This is a genomic window from Enterococcus sp. DIV0210g (assembly GCF_050559705.1).
Lineage (GTDB): Bacteria > Bacillota > Bacilli > Lactobacillales > Enterococcaceae > Enterococcus_B > Enterococcus_B faecalis_A.
This window is the reverse complement of record NZ_CP187903.1, coordinates 182,673-199,948: the sequence shown is the minus strand read 5'-3', so window position 1 is coordinate 199,948 and position 17,276 is coordinate 182,673. Positions and strand designations below refer to the sequence as shown.

At 40.2% G+C, this 17,276-nt stretch carries 14 protein-coding genes; 5 read left to right on the top strand and 9 right to left on the bottom strand.

Features of this window, described 5'->3' with window-relative positions:
- The first annotated feature begins 2 nt into the window (after positions 1–2).
- The 4 genes from IGI64_RS01010 (at position 3) to IGI64_RS00995 (ending at position 3,289) form a co-directional block, all read left to right on the top strand.
- Positions 3–644, top strand: coding sequence for an ABC transporter permease (locus tag IGI64_RS01010; protein WP_429939189.1), 642 nt, complete (start codon positions 3–5; stop codon positions 642–644).
- Positions 641–1,558: an osmoprotectant ABC transporter substrate-binding protein gene (locus tag IGI64_RS01005; protein ID WP_429939188.1), complete on the top strand. Its 918-nt coding sequence runs from the start codon at positions 641–643 to the stop codon at positions 1,556–1,558. The genes IGI64_RS01010 and IGI64_RS01005 overlap by 4 nt, the downstream gene beginning before the upstream one ends.
- Before the next feature lie 4 nt (positions 1,559–1,562).
- The gene (locus IGI64_RS01000) at positions 1,563–2,231 is read left to right on the top strand and encodes an ABC transporter permease (RefSeq protein WP_016623706.1); all 669 of its coding nucleotides are present in this window, start codon (positions 1,563–1,565) and stop codon (positions 2,229–2,231) included.
- A 176-nt stretch (positions 2,232–2,407) separates the two neighbouring features.
- Positions 2,408–3,289: an SPFH domain-containing protein gene (locus IGI64_RS00995; RefSeq protein WP_429939187.1), complete on the top strand. Its 882-nt coding sequence runs from the start codon at positions 2,408–2,410 to the stop codon at positions 3,287–3,289.
- A 74-nt stretch (positions 3,290–3,363) separates the two neighbouring features.
- Here the strand turns inward: IGI64_RS00995 and IGI64_RS00990 are convergent, their stop codons facing one another.
- From IGI64_RS00990 to IGI64_RS00980, 3 genes are all read right to left on the bottom strand, one after another.
- Positions 3,364–5,187, bottom strand: a complete 1,824-nt coding sequence (locus IGI64_RS00990; protein ID WP_016623709.1) for an APC family permease — start codon at positions 5,185–5,187, stop codon at positions 3,364–3,366.
- A 281-nt stretch (positions 5,188–5,468) separates the two neighbouring features.
- On the bottom strand, positions 5,469–8,174 hold the full coding sequence (locus IGI64_RS00985; protein ID WP_429939186.1) for a YhgE/Pip family protein: 2,706 nt from the start codon (positions 8,172–8,174) through the stop codon (positions 5,469–5,471).
- Positions 8,175–8,782: 608 nt separating this feature from the next.
- Entirely contained in the window at positions 8,783–9,727 is a 945-nt protein-coding gene (locus tag IGI64_RS00980) for an NADP-dependent oxidoreductase (RefSeq protein ID WP_429939185.1), read from the bottom strand.
- A 191-nt stretch (positions 9,728–9,918) separates the two neighbouring features.
- Here IGI64_RS00980 and rpsN point away from each other — a divergent pair, with 191 nt between their 5' ends.
- Complete coding sequence (gene rpsN / locus IGI64_RS00975; RefSeq protein WP_429939184.1) at positions 9,919–10,188, top strand: 30S ribosomal protein S14; 270 nt, start codon at positions 9,919–9,921, stop codon at positions 10,186–10,188.
- Between the two features lie 404 nt (positions 10,189–10,592).
- On the opposite strand, the gene IGI64_RS00970 is transcribed toward rpsN, so the two are convergent.
- The 6 genes from IGI64_RS00970 to IGI64_RS00945 all read right to left on the bottom strand — a co-directional run bounded on the left by IGI64_RS00970 (position 10,593) and on the right by IGI64_RS00945 (position 17,136).
- The gene (locus IGI64_RS00970; protein ID WP_016623714.1) at positions 10,593–10,955 is read right to left on the bottom strand and encodes a type II toxin-antitoxin system PemK/MazF family toxin; all 363 of its coding nucleotides are present in this window, start codon (positions 10,953–10,955) and stop codon (positions 10,593–10,595) included.
- Positions 10,956–10,967: 12 nt separating this feature from the next.
- Entirely contained in the window at positions 10,968–12,080 is a 1,113-nt protein-coding gene (gene alr / locus IGI64_RS00965; protein ID WP_429939183.1) for an alanine racemase, read from the bottom strand.
- 16 nt (positions 12,081–12,096) lie between these two features.
- On the bottom strand, positions 12,097–12,447 hold the full coding sequence (gene acpS, locus IGI64_RS00960) for a holo-ACP synthase (RefSeq protein WP_016623716.1): 351 nt from the start codon (positions 12,445–12,447) through the stop codon (positions 12,097–12,099).
- Positions 12,448–12,608: 161 nt separating this feature from the next.
- The gene (gene cshA / locus IGI64_RS00955) at positions 12,609–14,120 is read right to left on the bottom strand and encodes a degradosome RNA helicase CshA (protein ID WP_016623717.1); all 1,512 of its coding nucleotides are present in this window, start codon (positions 14,118–14,120) and stop codon (positions 12,609–12,611) included.
- 432 nt (positions 14,121–14,552) lie between these two features.
- Positions 14,553–15,905 carry a UDP-N-acetylmuramoyl-tripeptide--D-alanyl-D-alanine ligase gene (locus IGI64_RS00950; RefSeq protein ID WP_429939182.1) on the bottom strand — a complete coding sequence of 451 codons (1,353 nt, stop codon included), beginning with the start codon at positions 15,903–15,905 and terminating at the stop codon, positions 14,553–14,555.
- 154 nt (positions 15,906–16,059) lie between these two features.
- A complete protein-coding gene (locus tag IGI64_RS00945) occupies positions 16,060–17,136 on the bottom strand; it encodes a D-alanine--D-alanine ligase (RefSeq protein ID WP_016623720.1) in 1,077 nt (358 codons plus the stop codon).
- Positions 17,137–17,276 lie beyond the last annotated feature (140 nt).

The window sequence follows — 17,276 nt, the reverse complement described above, 5'->3', positions numbered from 1 at the left end:
TTATGCAAGAGTTCTTTGATAAGTATGGCTCGGAAATACTTTCTAAAAGTATCGAACATATCTATATCTCCTTTTTTGCTTTGATTTTGGGCATCCTTGTTGCTGTTCCTTTAGGGGTTTTGCTGACGCGTCTTCCAAAAATCGCTAACATCGTTATTGGAACGACAAGCGCGTTGCAAACTGTTCCTTCTTTAGCGTTGCTTGCGTTGATGATCCCCTTCTTTGGTGTTGGAAAAACGCCTGCTATCATTGCTTTATTTATCTATTCACTATTACCGATCTTAAGAAATACATATATCGGTATGAAAAATGTGGATTGGAATTATCGGGACGTAGCTAAAGGGATGGGTATGACAGATATGCAGTCGATCATCAGTGTAGAGCTGCCGATTGCAATGCCTACGATCATGGCGGGTATCCGTTTGGCTGCTGTATACGTTATTGCTTGGGCAACTTTAGCTTCTTACATCGGCGCTGGCGGATTGGGCGATTTGATTTTTAGCGGTTTGAACAATTATCAGCCTGATTTGATTTTTGCCGGGACGATTCCTGTAACGATTTTAGCCTTAGCTGCTGATTTATTATTAGGATTATTAGAAAACCGGTTAACTCCTGCTGCATTAAGGGAGGAGAATGAACGATGAAAAAATGGAAAATCTACTTGACGTTTTTAGGGGTATTGCTTGTTTTAGCTGGCTGTTCTCTTCCTGGACTTGCTTCCAATGATGATGAAGATACGATTTCCATCACAGGCGGAATCACTTCTGAAGCACAGATTTTAGGCAGTATCGTTGCTGGGATGGTCGAACACTATACCGATAAAAATGCAACAGTCATCAATAATCTGGCAACAACAACGATCAACCACCAAGCAATGATGAATGGTGACGCTTCGATTTCAGCTGCCCGTTATACTGGGACTGATTTAACGACGACATTAGGTTTAGAACCCGAAAAAGACCCTGCTACAGCCTTTGATATCGTAAAACGAGAATTTGAAAAACGATATGATCAAACATGGTTCCCTTCTTATGGATTTGATAACACCTTTGTTTTCTTAGTAAGAAAAGATACCGCTGAAAAATATCATTTGTCTAAGGTCAGTGATTTGAAAAATGTAGCGGACAGCCTATCAGCCGGCGTTGATACTGCTTGGATCACACGTGCAGGCGACGGCTATGACGGCTTCCAGGAAACATATGGCTTTTCTTTCCAATCGATTTTGCCAATGCAGATCGGCTTGGTTTACGATGCGGTCCAAGCTGGAAAAATGGATATTGTTTTAGGGTACTCCACAGATGGACGGATTGCTAGTTATGACCTTGTTATGCTGGAAGATGATCTTCATTTCTTCCCTCCTTACGATGCCGCTCCTGTTGTAGATAATCAATTGCTGAAAAATACACCAGGATTAGAAGAAGCATTGAGCAAGTTGGCTGGGACCATTGACACGAAAAAAATGCAGCAGCTCAATTACGAAGCAGATAATGATTTAGTGGAACCATCTGTTGTCGCAGAGCGATTTTTAAAAGAAAACCATTATTTTGAAGGGAAGTGACTAAATGGATAATATGAATCTTTTCCAACAATTTCTTTATTATTTCCAGGAAAACGGTGCTTACGTATTTTCACAATTTATCCGTCACTTCCTGATCTCGATCTATGGGGTGCTTTTTGCTGCGATTGTCGGGATCCCGATTGGTATTGCTATTTCAAGAAATAGGAAATTAGCGAACTGGATCATCCGTCTGGCAAACATTATCCAAACAGTGCCCTCGTTAGCAATGATCTCGATTTTGATGATTGGATTAGGGTTGGGTGTAAATGTTGTCATCGTTACGGTATTTCTATACTCCCTTTTACCAATCATCAAAAACACCTATACGGGTATGATCCAAGTCGACCGCAATGCGTTAGACGTTGGTAAAGGCATGGGAATGACTGCTGGACAGCGGTTATATATGATTGAACTTCCCTTATCTGTTTCAGTTATCATGGCAGGAATTCGAAATGCGCTGGTGGTCGCGATCGGAATCACTGCGATTGGCGCTTTTGTCGGAGCTGGCGGGCTTGGTGATATCATTATCCGCGGAACCAATGCGACAGATGGTGCGTCGATCATTTTAGCAGGTGCACTTCCGACTGCTTTGATGGCGATTATTACGGATTGGGTATTAGGAATCATCGAAAGACGGTTAGACCCAACAACCAAAACAAGCAAACGTGATTGATTTGAATAAAAATAAAACTGCAGTTCACATCTTTTGGCGGATGAGTGCTGCAGCTTTTTTTATTTATAAAAAAACAGAACGACAGGATTACAGCAGTGCTATAATAAAAGCAACAAAACGCGCTGCTTTTTGATTGAGAATCTGCGTTGTTTTGAAGAGACGAAGGAGATGTTTAAATGAAAGAGAAAAAGGCATTTTACATCAATGGTTATGTTGGTTTGGTTCTTTTGCTGGTATTTGCAGGAATTGGCGCGTTCTTTTTTTATTTGGGAATGTCAGGAATAAAAATCTGGGCGCTGGTTTTATGTATCATTTTTTGGGGAACTTCCCTTTCGATGTTGAGTTCAGCAACAGTGATTGCTCCAAATCAAGCAAAAGTGATTTTGTTTTTTGGTCAATATTTAGGCACTATTCGAGAAAGCGGTTTTTTCATGACTGTCCCTCTTGCCCAAAAAATCCATATTTCGTTAAAAGTTCGAAACTTCAACAGTTCTGTTTTAAAGGTAAATGATTTAGACGGGAATCCTATCGAGATCTCAGCTGTCATCGTTTTTCGAGTGGTAGACACTGCTAAAGCCTTGTTCGACGTAGCTTTTTATCATGATTTTGTGGAAATCCAAAGCGAAACAGCTATTCGACACATCGCAAGTCAATATCCTTATGATACATTCAACGATGATGACCTTACATTACGAGGAAATACGACAGCTGTTTCTGACGAACTTGAAAAAGAGCTGCAAGAACGCTTATCCGTCGCAGGTGTCGAAGTGATCGAAACACGTTTGAACCACCTTGCATACGCGACTGAGATTGCTAGTGCGATGTTGCAGCGTCAGCAGGCTAAAGCTATTCTTTCTGCTCGCCAAACGATTGTTGAGGGTGCTGTGACGATGACCCAAATGGCTTTGGAACAAATCGAAGAGGGACAAGAAATCAATTTTACGGATGATCGAAAAGTACAGCTGATCAATAATTTGCTTGTGTCGATCATTACAGATAAAGGAACGCAGCCTGTAATCAACACTGGCGACGTGACTGAAAAAGTTTCTGTGCGCTGATTTTTATTTTTAAACTTAGATATAAAAAAAACAATCCGGAGAAGGTCCGCCCTTCTTCGGATTGTTTTTTGTTTTTATTTTTTAAGATGGTAGCTGTACGTGCTGACGATAATATTTTCCCGCCATGACAACCGTAAACGTAATCTTAAACTTGTTTGATTATGCAATATATTCTGCCAACGTTTATTTGGTACAAATTGGGGAATCAACACAGTTGTTGTGTAATTGTGTTTTGCTGCATTTTTACTTACAAGATCCACATAACGGATAATTGGATTTTCGATCGAACGATAAGAAGAATGGACGACAGAAAAACGAACTTCAGGGAAACGTCTTTTGAATTCTGCTTCAATCTCCTTCTCTTTTTCGATATCTTCGTCTAATGACACGTGCATCGCAACGACATAATCGCCGATTGAACGAGCATAATTCAACGCGCCAACGTTTACTCGTGTCACATTTCCGACAAGAACCAAGACCGTATTGCCATCGAATTCATGCAAGTTTGCATCTTTTTCCAGACGAAGCTGTTCGGCCACTTTTTTATAATGGTCATGGATGCGGTAGAACACGAACATCACGATTGGCATAATGATAAAGAATGGCCAGATATCTCCTAGACGATAAGCAAAAAGAATAACGATGATCGCATAGGAAATGAACGCTCCGACAATATTTGCAATCGATTTGCGCAGCCATTTGTCTGTTTCTTTGCGCCAATGGAGAACCATTCCTGTTTGGGAAAGTGCAAACGGGATAAATACACCGATAGAATACAACGGAATCAAACGCTCAGTAGAACCTTTGAAAATAATCAGTAAGGCAATTGAACCTAAAGCTAACGTAATAATACCGTTTGAATAGCCTAGGCGGTCTCCTCTATCCTGATACATGTGAGGCATGAATTTATCTTTGGCCAAATTATAAGCTAGTACAGGAAACGCTGAGAAACCAGTATTGGCTGCAACTGCCAAGATCAATGCAGTTGCAAACTGTAATGCGTAATACAAGAAACCTTTACCGAAAACCGCTTGACCAATTTGAGATAACACTGTTACTTCTTTTTCAGGAACAATTCCATACCAATAGTTGATAAACGTGATCCCTACAAAGAAGAAACCTAAAATTGCTGCCATCATCGTCAATGTGCCCGCAGCATTTTTTGCACGCGGTTTTTTGAAGAACGGTACAGCATTACTGATTGCTTCTACCCCAGTTAGGGAAGAAGAACCAGAAGAGAAAGCTCGCAGGATCAAAGCGATGGAGATACCCGGAACAGCTGCTCCTGGCAAGGCCGTCGCATTCAATGGGGCTGCTCCAGTAGCTATTTTGAACAAACCAACGACAATCAATAACGTAATAATTGCAATAAATATATAAACAGGGAATAACAAGAATGAAGCCGACTCCCTTAATCCCCTAAGATTCAACATCATCAGCAGAACAACGATCGTCACTGAGATAGCGACTTGATGTCCGTATAATGCAGGAATGGCCGAAATGATTGCTTCTGCACCAGCAGAGACCGAAACAGCTACTGTCAGCATATAATCGATCAGCAGCGAACCTCCCGCAAAAAGTCCAGCGTTTTGTCCTAGGTTCTCACTACTAACCACATAAGCGCCACCCCCGTGAGGATACGCGTGGATCACTTGGCGATAAGACAAGGTCAAGGAAACTAACAAAATAATAACAAATGCTGCAATTGGTAATGAATACCAGATAGCTGCGGCTGATAAAGCCACAAGAACAACCACGATCTGCTCTGTTCCGTATGCAATAGAAGACAACGCATCGGAAGACAATAATGCAAGAGCAGCAAATCGGCTTAATTTTTGATCATCGTTTTCGCCGGATTTCAAGGGTTTTCCTACTAGCAGCCTTTTTAAGTAGTCCACTTTTTTAAACTCCTTTACACTTTATTTGTTGAGATTTTTCGTATTCAAAATTATGTTAAACAAGATGTTATGGTACGCTCCTTGAAAGTAATTGTCAATAAATTTTCAAGAAAAGTTTGAACAATTTTGAACAATGATCCAAAAAGCAGAAAAGCCGCTGCCACGCGTGATTTTTCTCTGTTTTACAACGAAAATAATAAAAGAAAACAGCCGGCAAATTTTCCATTTGCCGGCTGTTTCTTGGAACGAGGTGAAAACTTATTTTCAACCAGGATAAATACTTAGTGGAAAATATGGCTTTCATGAGAATATTTCGCTATTTTTTTCATCTTTTCTTCGATCAACGGATAAACGACGACTCCAATGATGCCGAAGACGACAAACAATCCAATCAGAATCCAAATAGCTTTCGTTGCATTTGGCCAGTAGATACCGCCTGCTGATTCTCGTAAAAGATTGACTGCATGTGTAAATGGCAAGAATGGATTGATCATTTGGAAGAACTTCCCGGAAACTTGGATTGGGTAGTTCCCTCCTCCGCCAGAGATCGAAAGCACCAAGATAATGATCGCTAACCCTTTACCGACATTTCCAAACAGCGCCACGAGTACATAGACGATCATCATGAACGCTAATGCGATCAGCAGCGCGAATAAGATGCTGTAAGCAGGATTATGGACATCTACACCAAGTAAGAAGATATTCCCTAGAGAAACGATTAGAGCTTGTGCTACACCCATAGTCAAGAATGTTAACATACGCGCAGAGAATTGTTCTCTTTTTGTATAACGGGTACGGTCTTTTTTGTCTAAATAATAGTCTGTGGTTGCAATACTTGAGAACAAGACTGCTCCCACCCAAATACAAAGTGCCGTGTAGAATGGCGTGCTGGCTGAACCGTTATTTGCAATTGGATATAATTTGTTCGTCTGCAATTCAACAGGTTGAGTGAAGAAATCACTTTCTTTAGTAGCATCTAATTTCAATAATTTGATGACTTCCCCTAAATCGACTTCTTTTTCTCCTTTACGAATCGCAGAAGCAGCTTTCTTGATACCTTCTTTGATGGATGGCCAATCATTGTTGATCAAATCTGCTGCTGCATTGACAGCTGTTTCTACTTCAGGCATTTTCGCATTGACCGTGTCAAGAGTGCCGGTGATTTCTGTTTTCAAACCTGGCCAATCATTTTGGATGAAAACGGCCGCCGTATTCAGTTTTTCTTTCAAAACAGGCAGATCATTATTATAGAGGTCTGCTCCTTTGTTGATGCCATTGACGATCGTGTCCATGTTGTCATTCAGCATGGTGTTTGCGTCATGGACTTCTTGTCCGATTGCAGGCATTTCTTGTTGGTATTTTTCCAAAATACCGACTGCATTCGTGACTGTTTCTTTTGTGGAACTCAATAAAGAATCGAAGTCGATTTGCTGTGCTTTTCCTAATGTATCTTGAGCCGTTGTCAATGTACTGATCAATTTGTTCAAAATCGTTTCAACTGTTGCGCGTACTTGATTGACATCCACGCTGTTGGCTGCATTTTCGATTTGACCGGCGATTCCATTGATTTGGCTAAGCACATTTTTTATTCCATTAATATCATTGTTTTGGATAAGTGTAGATAGATTTGCTAGATGTGTTTTTAGTCCGTCCAGCACATTGTTCACATTGGTTAAATGATCGATTGCTGTCTGTAAATCTTTATTTCCGGCAGCATCTTGGAGCTTCTCTAAAAAGCCGATCAATTGTGTGATCATCTCTTTTTGTGTATCGATATGACCGCTGAAGTTGCTGATCAATGCAAGCAAATCTGATTTTTCTTGGTCAGTTAACTGATTGTCTTCAATCGCAGCTTCAACATTTGCCACAAGCGAACTTGTTGATTTGGCAACTTGACTGATTGCTTCCAATGTCACTTGCACACTGTCTGCGATATTTGGGACTGCCGCTTGAAGCTTCTCTGCACCTTCTTTTGTATTTGCAGCCAAATCATCTGCTTGGCTGCCTAATTTTTTAATATCAGGCAAGATATCTTGTACTTGCTGGATGATGCTCAATCCTTGTTTTGCTTCATCGATTCCTTGGTTCATCGTCTCTTGGATGGAAGAAAAATCTTCATCGATCATCGCAAGTTGGCGACCAGCATTCTGGATTTCAGGAATTTTTGTCTGCAGATCCAAAATGATTTTCGCTTGATCTTCTAATAACGGCATCTTGCCGTTCAATTCAACAACTTTGCTGCCCATTTCGTCAACTTTAGGGATATAGTCCTTAAATTCATTGGCTTTAGCTAGTTTTTCTTTGATATCTGGCAATTGCTGCTGCAGTTCTAAAACTTGCCCAGCGTAACCATCGATTTCATCTAGGTTTTCATCGGTTGAAAGGATCATATCTTTCAATTTATTGATGCTGACCAGATTTGAATCGATATCGTAACCAATTTCATTGAAGACTTTCAGCATAGTCGAGCTCGCTGTTTTAATAAATTCATTGGTTATTTGCGATTGGATCGAGCTAGCTCCTTTGTCTGTTATTTTCGGAGCAATAGCATTGATTTTTTCATTTACTGTATATTCTATTTTCGGTTTCTTTATCTCTCCCGAAGTAAAACTCAGCAGATCTTTTGAAAAATCTTCCGGCAGATAAATACCCGCATAGTATTTTCCCGAACGAACGCCGTCTTCCAGTTCTTTTTTAGAATCAACAAACTGCCAGCCTAATTGGTCGTTCTTATGGAGCGATTTGATGACTTCTTTCCCAATCTCTACTTTTTTATCTTGGAATTCAGCCGGTTTGTCTGCACTATAAACAGCTATCGGCAAATCTCCAGTATTTCCATATGGATCCCATAATGCTTTGATATTGAACCATGCATATAAGGAAGGGATAACCATGATCGCGATGATCAATAGAGTAGCTATCGGATTTTTAAAGATTCGTTTCCAATCAAGTATGTAAAGCTTTAATGTATTTTTGATTGAATGCATATTGATCCCCTTCTTCTTTTTCTTTAGCTGAACTACTTTACCATGCACTTTCAGGTTATTTCAAATGTCTTTACTGAAAAACATCTTTAATTTTGACAATTCAATGGTAGTGTCAAAAAGTAACCACTTTCAACGGTAAAATTTGTTAAGTTTCTTTTACCTACACTCTATCATGAAATAAAGATATGTACACATGAGAAGCCGTTAACTCAAAAAATCCGCAAAACTTAACAGCTGTTTTGCGGTCGTTTATGAAATTTATATGTTCAAAAAGCAGCCCCTCGGTATTAAGCTTTTCAAAGTGGAAATACGAAAAGCTATTTCCACTTTGAAAAGAATCTTAACGCTCGGATCAGAACACTGAGAAAATAACCTCTTTACAAACGGTGTTCATGAACCAACTCCTTCGGCATTAATTCAAAATACCGCAAAATATGAGAAGCTATTTTTCGTCATTTTTCTTTAATGCTCGGAGCTAAGCGGTTCATTCACAACCTCTATCCACGGTGTTCAAAAGCTAGCCTCCACGGCATTAACTCAAAATCCGCTAAAATATGGAAAGCTATTTTAACGGATTCTTCTTTAATGCTTGAGGCTGAACAGCTTTTTCACAACCTCTCAATCACGATTTTCCCAGCACTCGGATGCCCTTCTATTTGTTTATGCGCCTCGATTACACTCTCTAATTTAAAAGGCAAGATTTCTGCAATAGCTATTTTTAATTTTCCAGCCTCATAGGATTTGATCAATCCTTCAAAAGCTTCTTTGTCTTCGTATTCTTTTTTAGGTGTAAAGGAAGCATAATAACCAGATTTTTCTGCCCGTAATCCTTCATCTGGCAAATCATTTAATGCGATGTATTTTCCGTTTTCTTTCATGATTTGAATGCCTTCTTTTCCTTTACGGCTGCCCTTCGTTGCATCAATCACGATTGTCGCTTTATCTTCAAAAATCTCACCAGGATCGACTTCATCATACGCAGCGAAAGCAGAAACGCCAAGTTCTTTGACTTTTTCCTCGTTTCTCTTTGAAGCGCTGGCTAATACTTTGATATTTTTTTCATTCAATAATTGGACCAGCATTGACCCAACCCCGCCAGAAGCGCCTTGCACCATTACCACATCGGAAGGTTTGAGTGTCAGCAAATGGTTCAGAAGATTATAGGCAGTTATTCCTGTTGTCACCATTCCTGCTGCTTCAGACCAAGACATTTTTTCTGGGATAATCGTTGCTTTTTTTGCTGGAAGAACAACTTCTTCCCCGTAAGTGCCGCCAACAGCATGGACGACCACTCGATCTCCTACCTTAAAGTCTTTCACATCGGGCGCAATTTCTGTGACAATACCTGCTCCATCATTTCCTGGTACATATGGAAATTTTAATGTACGCATCTCTTTCATCGCTCCAGAACGAAGTGAAACATCGTATGGATTGACACTAAATGCCTTGATTTCCACACGGATACGACTATCAGTCAATTCTCTTTGTTGGGCATCTATTTCTTCGAAAACTGCTTCTGCGGGACCATAATCTTTGATTGCAAATCGCTTCATTTTCTTCACTCCTTTTTGTACAGTTTACGTTGGAATCATCTTTATCTCAAAAAAAAAGACTTGCAAAAATACTGGAGCCAAAACATTTGTTTTTTTTAGAAAAAGGTGTTAAATTAAGTATAATGTGTACAAAGCGTAATGATTACGTTTTATAACCCGGCTAAAAAACAATAAAAACAAAAGGAGAACTTATGGCTAAAAAATCAAAAATCGCAAAAGCAAAAAAACAGCAAGAAATGATTGAACGCTACGCATCTCTTCGTCATGAATTAAAAATGGCAAAAGATTACGAAGGATTAAAGCAGCTTCCATTAGACGCACGTCCTGAACGTTTAAAAAACCGTGATATGATCGACGGACGACCTCGAGGCTATATGCGTAAATTTGGCATGTCACGTGTGAAGTTCCGTGAATTGGCACATCAAGGTAAAATACCAGGAGTGAAGAAGGCAAGCTGGTAAGAAGAGGTTGTGAACAAATCGTTTTGACCTGAGCATTAAGACTCTTATATCAGAAAAAATGGCTTTTCACATTTTTTTCTGATATAAGCTTAATGCCGAAGGTCAGATTTGTGAACACCGTTTATAGAGAGGTCATTTTCTCAGTGCCCTGCTCCGAGCGTTAAGACTCTTTTCAACGGGGAAACAGCTTCTCATGTTTTTCCGTTGAAAAACAGCAAACAATTTTCATTTCCTAAAAAACCCTGAAACGATCAAATCGTTTCAGGGTTTTTTGACTTTATTTTCCGCATAATCAGAGCTTAGTATTATTTCCATTTGCTCTGCTATCGCTTATTTACTCTTTTCCTCATCAACGCTTCTTTCGGAAACAGCCTCTTTCCTTCATCTTTTCTTCTATGTAAAGATTACTTAGCAGCAGGTGTCAAGGCATCGATTCCCACACTTATTCTTAAAGCATGGTCGACTTCACACATGATCGCTTTTTCAAGATGGCAGACTTTTTCTTTCAAACGAGATTTATCGATTGTCCGGATTTGTTCCAGCAAGATAACTGAATCTCTTTCTATTCCCGTTCCATTCGCCTTGATCCCGATATGTGTGGGCAGTTTCGGCTTTGCCATTTTTGCCGTGATTGCCGCAACAATGATCGTTGGACTGAAATGATTGCCTAAGTTGTTTTGGATGACCAGTACAGGGCGTGTACCGCCTTGTTCTGAACCAATCACCGGAGACAAATCAGCAAAATAGATATCTCCTCTTTTGACCATATGATCCCCCCTTTATTCTTGATATTCTCTTGGTACACGTCCTGTTAAAATACATGCCACTTCATAGTGGATCGTATCTAATTGATTTGCTACATCTTGCATGCGGATGGTTTTCCCTTGGTTTTCGCCGATCAGCGTTACTTTGGTTCCTGCTGGGAATTCTTTTGGCAATCGAATCATCAGCTGATCCATGCAGACCCGTCCAATGATTTCACAGTAGTTTCCCTCTACTAAAACAGAAAAACCTTGCATTTTCCGCAACCAGCCATCTGCATAACCGATGGGAACTGTCCCGATCCATTCCGCTTTTGGTGTCACATATGTTTCACCATACCCAATACCTTCTCCAGCTGTCAATCTTTTTACTTGGATCAGTTCTGAAACAAGTTCTAGTGCTGGCTGCAACGGATAGGTTTCTTCTAATACATCACCTGAAGGATTCAAGCCGTACATCGCTACACCAAACCGAATCATATTGCCGATGTTTTCGTCGTGCCAAAGCGCTGTTGCACTGTTGCTTAGATGAATATAACGCGGTTTTTCAGGCAAAACAGCCATAACTTCTAAAAAGCGGGCTTTTTGCATCTCCCAATAAGTATCATCTTCTTGATCCGCTGTAGAAAAATGAGTGAAGAGCCCTTCCCAGATCAATCGATCGCTTGCGCGTAAAAATTCAGCTGCTTCTTTGATTTCTTGAGGTGTCAAAAAACCAATACGCCCCATGCCCGTATCTGCCTTTAAATGGATTTTTAACGGTGTTTCTGCTGTCAGCGTCTGTTCCGCTCTATCTAGCCATTCTTTCGTTCCAGCCGTCACTGAGAGGTCATAAGAAGCAGCTAAAGAAAGATCTGCTGTATTGATCATGTTCAACACTAAAATCGGTTGTTTGAATCCAGCTTCCCGCAATTCGATCCCCTCATCCAATACAGCGACACAGAATCCAGTTGCTCCGCCTTTTACCGCAGCTTTTGCAGTTTCAACTGCGCCATGTCCGTAACCATTTGCTTTCACTACAGCAAACAGTTCTTTTCCTTCCGGCAGTTTGGCATATTCATTTGCGACATTCGCAGTAATAGCTTCTTTATGTATAATTGCTTTTGTTGGGCGATGATAAGCGACGACCATCTTGTTTTCCTTCTTTCTATTCTTCTAGGATGATTTGAGCAAATGCTTCTTCATTCGTATGCGTGATGCTGACCCAGACAGTTCCCGTATGAGGTGATTGGGTAACGACTGGCTGGCCTTTATCGTTTTTCAAAATCTCGATTTCTTGGAAGGTCACTTGTCCGATTCCTGTTCCCCAAGCCTTTGAAAAAGCTTCTTTACATGCAAAGCGGCCGCCTAAAAATTCGATTTTCCGATGACGCGGCAGTTTTTCAAATAATTCGAACTCATTTGGTGTCAGTACGCGCGTGATAAATTGTGGTTTTTCATCAATGAGTCTGGCCATTCGAGGCAGCTCAACGACATCTATTCCAATTCCTTTGATCATTTCGATTCTCTTTTCATCAATTTTTGAACACTCTCATTCTACCAAATTATTATGAATTTACCACATTTAAAGTATATGTGTAAAAAAAATAAAAAAACAGCCGAGAAAGTACAATGTGTTGTACTCTCCCGACTGTTATTTTTAAATAAAGAATAATTTAATTAGTCGTTATTTGAACGGATCACGAATCCGCGTTTTTTATCGTTTTGGCGTTTGCCTCCGCCTTCGTTGCGGTTATTGCTGTTTTTGTTATAGCCGCCTTTTGATTTTCCGCCGCGGTAGTTGCTTCCGTCACGGCGATTGCGGTTGTTGTTGCTTCGTTTGTTGTTTTTGTTGAAGCCTTTTTTCTGTGATGGCAATGGGCGTTCTGGCGTTATTTTAACTGGAACAGCATCAGATGGATCTTTCGCTGTTGTTTTCAGTAATAATGCCACTAGATCTTGCGCAGAATAATTTTCAAGCAATTGATCTGCTGTTTGCAAGTATTTGTCTAAACCATTTTCATCTAGTTTTGTTTCGATTTGTTCAACAGCAGCACCTAATTGGCCTTTGAACGCTTCTTTTTCGGTTGGCGGACGTAATGTAGTCATACGTTTTTTCGTTAAGTTTTCGATGACATGCAAGTAGCTCATTTCGTTTGGTGTCACGAATGTTACTGACATACCGCCTTTTCCAGCACGACCTGTTCTTCCGATACGGTGAACATAGCTTTCTGGATCTTGAGGAATATCGTAGTTGTAAACATGTGTAACACCTGAGATATCTAATCCGCGAGCAGCCACGTCAGTTGCTACTAAAATATCTAAATGTCCGTTTTTAAATGAACGAAGAACGCTCATACGTTTTTGTTGAGACAAATCGCCATGGATTCCTTCTGCACGGTATCCGCGTGCTTCAAGTCCGCGTGCTAATTCGTCAACACGACGTTTTGTACGACCGAAAACAATCGTCAATTCTGGTGTTTGTACGTCAAGCAAACGTGTCATGATATCAAATTTTTCGTACTCTTTTGCACGAACATAATATTGGTCGATCAAGTCAGCAGTCATTTCTTTCGCTTTGATCTTCACGTGTGTTGGTTCTTTCATGAATTTCACGCCGATGTTTTTGATTGCTGGAGGCATTGTTGCTGAGAATAACAATGTTTGTCTTGATGATGGTACTTGAGAGATGATTTTTTCAATATCTTCCAAGAATCCCATGTTCAGCATTTCGTCTGCTTCATCTAATACTAATGTTTCAACAGTACCTAATTTCAATGTGTGGCGGTTGATGTGGTCCAACATACGACCTGGTGTTCCAACCACGATATGCGGACGATCTTTCAAACTTCTGATTTGGCGACCAATATCTGCTCCGCCGTAAACTGCTTGCACGCGAACACGTTTGTCTCTTCCAAGACGATAAAGTTCTTCTTGTGTTTGGATCGCTAGTTCGCGTGTTGGTGCGATGACCAAACCTTGAAGTTCATGTCTTTGCGGATCGATTTTTTCCAACATTGGCAACCCAAAAGCGGCAGTTTTACCTGTTCCTGTTTGTGCTTGTCCAATCACGTCTTTTCCTGACAAAGCCAAAGGAATAGTTTCTGCTTGAATTGGCGTTGCTTCCTCGAATCCGGCACGTTCGACCGATTTCAATAAATCTGGTGATAATTCTAGTTCTTTAAATTTCAAATGAATCCTCCTAAGTAATTGTTGACTGAGGATGCAGCTTATTACGTGCTATCCTGTCCGTCGACTCGTTTGTTTAAAGTGAGTTTATTTTTGACAGTGGCCGATCATGTTGTAGACACATTAGCCGCTGCGGCACCACCGAAAAATCACTTTACGAAGTCAGGCATTAGAAAAGCCAAACGGATCACGTTCAGCTTCATTATCATATGACATCTATCTTCTAATCAAATAGAGATAGTCCAATCTCTCTTCATCTTTCGGCAATAGGTCATTCTAACATATTTCAAAACTTTCTGCAAGTTTCCACTTTTCGTTTCATAAAAAATTGCAAAAAATCTTTCGTCAAAAACGGCCTCTTCTTTGTTGCTTGCTAAAGCTTGCAGCTCGCTAACTAGAAGAGGTCTCGCTAATTGTTCAAATTCTGATATTGGATTATTTCATGTTCACTAAAGCGTCGACTACTTCGATCAATCCCATGCCATTGCTGCCTTTCAGTACAATACTGTCATCAGGCTGGACATAATTTTTCAATTCATTGATCAAGGCGTTTTTATTGTCTTCAAAATAATGGACAGCTAACTCTGGATGCTGTTTCTGAATTGCTTTTTCCAGTGCAGCCATTTGCGGACCATACAAGAAGACTGCTTGATAATGCTCAGCATCTAAATGTTCACTCATTTTCGCGTGCATCTCAGAGGAATCTGGTCCTAATTCCAGCATGTCAGCTAAAACAGCGATTCGCTTGCCATTTGTTGGTAATTTTTTGAATGTATCTAATACTAGTCCCATAGCTGTTGGATTCGCATTGTACACATCACTAAGAATCGATGCGCCATTTCCAGCTGAAAGCCATTGTGTACGGTTTTGTGTAATAGAAACAGAAGCAAGTCCATGACGGATCTCTTCGTCTGATACGCCAAAATGTTTCCCTAGCGCATACGCAATCAGTGCGTTTGTGACATTGTAACTTCCTGGCATCGGAATCGTAAACGTTTGGCCTTCAATGTTAAAGCTTGTTTCTTCTTTTTCTTCAGAAAGGATTTCTCCAGCAATATCTCCTGTTTTGATACCAAACGTTTTGATTTCTTGGTTCAACGGAGCAATCAACGGACGCAATAGCGGTTCTTCTTCAGGAATAAGAAGCAGTCCATCTTCTAACAAACCATCTGCGATCTCCATTTTTGCTTTTGCGATTCCTTCTCTCGAACCAAGGTTTTCAATATGAGCTTCGCCAATCATTGTGATCGCTGCAGCTTTTGGTTCAGCTAAAGAAGAAAGAACAGTGATTTCTCCGGCATGATCCATCCCCATTTCCAACACGATTTTTTCGGTGTCTTCCGGCATATGAAGGATCGTATAAGGCATACCGATATCATTGTTGTAGTTCCCTTGTGTTTTATACGTACGGAATTTTTGCGCAAGGACAGAAGCAGTTAAATCTTTTGTCGTTGTTTTCCCGTTACTTCCCGTTACACCGACTACATCAGCTCCTACATCTTTTAGATAAGCTTTTGCCAATTGCTGCATCGCTTCTAAAGTATTTTCGACTGGGATGATCTCGATTGATTCTGGTGCTTTTTCAATATCCCAACTCCAAAAAGCAGCAACAGCGCCGTTATCAATCGCTTGCTGAATAAATTCATGGCCATCTCTTTCACCAGCCAAAGGAATAAATAAGCTTCCCTCTGTGATTTTTCGGCTGTCAAATTCGACTTGGGTAACTAGCTTGCTGCTTTCATTTTTCTGGCCAACAGCTTCTGCGATTTGCTGGATTGTTCGTTTCATTTTCTTCACTCCTTGCTGAAAAGTTTCGGAAAAAAGCACATCTATCAAAGAAAGACATTTTTTCCGGTTTCATAAGTGAAGAAAAAGCTGCGATAGTCGCAAATTTGCTTTATCACAGCTTTCTTTTCACTTTTCTATTCGTGCTGAATCGGTTTTATTCATTTGCCTCAAAAAATTCTTGACGCTCTTCAAAACGGTTCATACCTAATTGGATCAATTCTTCGATCAAATCGCCATATTTCAAGCCCATATTTTCCCATAGCAATGGATACATGCTGAACTCAGTGAAACCGGGCATCGTGTTCAATTCATTTAAGAATAATTCGTTTTTGTTTGTTAAGAAGAAATCGCAACGGCTTAATCCGCTGCCGCCAAGCATTGTGTAAGCTAATTTTGCATACTCCTGTGCTTTTTGATGGACTTCTTCCGGCACTTCTGCTGGGATCTGCATTTGGATCTTGTTGTCGATATATTTTGCTTCATAGTCATAAAACGCAACGTCTTTCACTACTTCTCCTGGCAATGTCGTACGTACATCTTCATTTCCTAAAACAGCAACTTCGATTTCTCGTGCTTCGATTCCTTGTTCAACAATTGCTCTTGAATCATATTTGTACGCTGTTGCAAGTGCATTTTGCAATTCTTCGCGATTTTCCGCTTTAGAAATCCCCACACTTGAGCCCATATTCGCTGGTTTAACGAACATTGGATAAAGCAGAGAGCCTTCACATTGGTCAAAAATCTTTTTAGGATTTTCTTTCCATTGGTTTTTCAATACGGGCACATAAGGAACTTGCGGTACACCTGCTGCTTGCAAGATATATTTTGTCATGATTTTGTCCATTGCAGACGCACTTGTCAAAACACCCGCACCTACATAAGGCATATTCAACGTTTCTAAAAACCCTTGGATCGTTCCATCTTCACCATTTGGTCCATGTAATACTGGAAAGACAATGGTTCCTTCTTCTTTGATTTCTCCTGGATTGATCAATTTTCCGGTAAAACCTTCTGTGCTTTGACCGCTTTCATCCCATGTCAAACGAAGGACTTCATCACTTTCTGGTGCCTCTGTCAGCAATGGACCTTTGACCCATTGGCCTTTTCTGCTGATATATACAAGCTGAACTTGGTAATATGTGTAATAGATGGCGTTCAAAACAGAAAACGTGGACAAGATCGATACATCGTGTTCCGCGCTGCGCCCGCCATATAGTAAAGTAATCTTCAAAAGATTCTCCTCCTGTATTCTAAATCATTTCAACGATTTACTTCCATATTTTAGCATAAAATGAAAACCTGCGAACATCTTTCTTTTAAAAAAATTCCTGATCTTGATTTTATGTTGTAAGAAGCTGCTGATATTTTTTT

Excerpts from the sequence above, each read along its gene's own strand:
- IGI64_RS01010 (WP_429939189.1), top strand. The coding sequence starts at position 3 with ATGCAAGAGTTCTTTGATAAGTATGGCTCGGAAATACTTTCTAAAAGT.
- IGI64_RS01005 (WP_429939188.1), top strand. The coding sequence starts at position 641 with ATGAAAAAATGGAAAATCTACTTGACGTTTTTAGGGGTATTGCTTGTT.
- IGI64_RS01000 (WP_016623706.1), top strand. The coding sequence starts at position 1,563 with ATGGATAATATGAATCTTTTCCAACAATTTCTTTATTATTTCCAGGAA.
- IGI64_RS00995 (WP_429939187.1), top strand. The coding sequence starts at position 2,408 with ATGAAAGAGAAAAAGGCATTTTACATCAATGGTTATGTTGGTTTGGTT.
- IGI64_RS00985 (WP_429939186.1), bottom strand. The coding sequence starts at position 8,174 with ATGCATTCAATCAAAAATACATTAAAGCTTTACATACTTGATTGGAAA.
- IGI64_RS00980 (WP_429939185.1), bottom strand. The coding sequence starts at position 9,727 with ATGAAGCGATTTGCAATCAAAGATTATGGTCCCGCAGAAGCAGTTTTC.
- rpsN (WP_429939184.1), top strand. The coding sequence starts at position 9,919 with ATGGCTAAAAAATCAAAAATCGCAAAAGCAAAAAAACAGCAAGAAATG.
- IGI64_RS00970 (WP_016623714.1), bottom strand. The coding sequence starts at position 10,955 with ATGGTCAAAAGAGGAGATATCTATTTTGCTGATTTGTCTCCGGTGATT.
- alr (WP_429939183.1), bottom strand. The coding sequence starts at position 12,080 with ATGGTCGTCGCTTATCATCGCCCAACAAAAGCAATTATACATAAAGAA.
- acpS (WP_016623716.1), bottom strand. The coding sequence starts at position 12,447 with ATGATCAAAGGAATTGGAATAGATGTCGTTGAGCTGCCTCGAATGGCC.
- IGI64_RS00950 (WP_429939182.1), bottom strand. The coding sequence starts at position 15,905 with ATGAAACGAACAATCCAGCAAATCGCAGAAGCTGTTGGCCAGAAAAAT.